This window comes from Salarchaeum sp. III, from assembly GCF_036418315.1.
In the GTDB taxonomy this organism is placed as follows: Archaea; Halobacteriota; Halobacteria; order Halobacteriales; family Halobacteriaceae; genus Salarchaeum.
This window is the reverse complement of the sequence record NZ_JAZHPG010000005.1, coordinates 1-2,364: the sequence shown is the minus strand read 5'-3', so window position 1 is coordinate 2,364 and position 2,364 is coordinate 1. Positions and strand designations below refer to the sequence as shown.

General features: G+C 30.9%; 1 protein-coding gene and 1 pseudogene. Both read left to right on the top strand.

Annotated elements, in window-relative coordinates:
* Window positions 1–383: pseudogene (locus U3A55_RS00225) on the top strand (hypothetical protein); the annotation flags it as partial.
* A gap of 230 nt (window positions 384–613) precedes the next feature.
* Window positions 614–1,888: a hypothetical protein gene (locus U3A55_RS00220; RefSeq protein ID WP_330989504.1), complete on the top strand. Its 1,275-nt coding sequence runs from the start codon at window positions 614–616 to the stop codon at window positions 1,886–1,888.
* The last annotated feature ends 476 nt before the right edge of the window (window positions 1,889–2,364 follow it).

Below are 2,364 nucleotides of genomic sequence, written 5' to 3'. Positions count from 1 at the left end.
CTTTTCCTCAAACCTCATCTGGAGATATGCTAATAGGTGAATTGTGGACAAAATATAGAGAACAGATGCTTACAAATGTGGGTATCTCGATCTTCATCTTTGGTAATAAAATAGATGAAAATACAGGAAAAGTAATGGAAGCTAATGGAATGAAAGAAGAGTTTGACATTTCAATTAAAAATGGGGCAATCCCAATTCCTGTGGGTGCAACAGGCTTTACGGCTTTTGACTTATGGGAACAAGTTATAAATGATTTTAGTAATTTTGTTGGAAAAGATACACTTTATCCTTTGTATGAGTCTTTAGGTGACAATAGCAAAACTGGAGAAGAGTTAATAGAGCTTGTAATTAAAATAATCAAAGAACTAACAAAATATTACTAATTAATGATGTACAAAAATTTATGAGTAGAGTTAAGGAATTATAGTTGAAGGATAAATTACTATTCCTATAATTTAGTTCATCAATATAAGGGTGCATTCATTTAATAAAAATGTCTATTTGTTTATGAATTTTATATGCAATAGTCATAATGCTTTAAAAAGTATATGAATATAAAACGACAATATTCATCCTTTTATTGGTGTTTATTATAAAGGTAGCGGAGGGGAAAATGAGAATCGAATTTGAAGAATGGTTAAAAGATCGAAAGATTTCCACGCAGACAAAAGCGTTATTAGATGAATCAGTCTTATGTTATCGGGCATCAGCTCATCGAGCTGCACTACTATATTCATTTCTAGCATTCCAAACGATTATAAAAGAACGGTTACTTAATTCGCAAAAACCGAATGAGTGTCCGGAAGGCATGTGGAATGATATGCAGAGAAAGTTACTGGAAGATGATAATTGGGAAAGCCAGGTTATAGAAGCTGTAAAGCGAAAACAGCCTGTCGAGTTCTTTTTAGTGAGTGAAGACGTTAGAAGACAATATGAATATTGGAAAGATAGAAGAAATGATTGTGCGCATGCAAAAGGAAATAAAATTAGTTATCAACATGTAGAAACCTTTTGGTTATATGTTCAATCAAATCTCGAAAAATTTGCTGTAAATGGTGGTAAAGAGTCCATAATTGAAAGAATCAAGGTACATTTTGATAGAAGCAAAACACCTAAGCAAGCTGATTTCACAAGTTTAATTGAAGCAATTATCCTTACTGTTAAAAAGGAAGAAATACAAGCATTTTTAACAGAAATTTACGATTATTTTGACAATAATACACTTAATAAAGCTGAAGATGTACAAGATTTTTGGATTACGTTGTTACAAAAAGAGCGAGCAGATATGAGACAAGAGGTAGTAAGGTTTCTTATGAATAAAAAGAGATACACATTAGACTTATTGCGGTATAAACCGAATGCTGTTATATGTTTTAGAGAGGAACCTCAATTTATTAGATTATTGTGGAAAGAACAATTTTATAATTCTTATAGACTATATCCATTATTTATCTCAATGTTACGAAATGATCTAATACCTAAATTAGAAAAGCGAGAAGCAATAGAGCATGTCGTAAATATTGTAAACGACTCAATATTCTATCATCTTGAACGCGTTGATGTCCTTACTCTTCAAGAGTCAGGTTTTTTTGATATATTTTATGACATTGCATTTGGAATTCCAAAAATAAGAGACTTTGACTGGGCGAGGGAAAATCGAAACATTATTGAGCTATATATTAAATTATATGGATTAAATCATGACATGGTGCGGGTCTTAAATTCTACCTTTAATAACAAATTTACACCATGGAAACTAGGAGATACAATTAAGGAACTGTTTGAGGAGAGATACCGAGTCAAAGAGGAATACATCCGACTATCTGAAGAAAATGGGGATGAATTACCTAAAAAACTAGGCTTTGAAAAGGAAGAAATAGATAGTTAAAAAGGTAATGAATTAAACCTTTGCATGTTTATATTGATATTATATAGCCCAAATTCAGTTCAAATATCACGTGAGTTATGGGGATTCTCTAAACAAACTAATATTTCTAGATTATGTTGATTCGAGTTATCCAAAAAACGGACGCAATTCTTTTAAATGAATTATATATGATTTATATTATATAGTTTTTCTTGATATCAAGTATAATTGATAAGAGCGCGATCTGAAAAAGATCAGCGTTCTTTGTTTTGTATTGGGACATAAGAAAACAAAGATTTACGTACTATGTTAAAAATAATTCTATAGTTATCTCGGATTCAAGTCTTCCGCTTTAGGGGCGCGTTTATTTAATAACGCGCTTTTTTATTTGGATTATTATTAAAAGAAGGAATTCAAAGAAACCTCCAGAAAATAATTAGGTAATTACCTAATTAGGGGGATTGATAATGATTTATGATCACCAAAATAAAACAATT

Excerpts from the sequence above, each read along its gene's own strand:
- U3A55_RS00220 (WP_330989504.1), top strand. The coding sequence starts at position 614 with ATGAGAATCGAATTTGAAGAATGGTTAAAAGATCGAAAGATTTCCACG.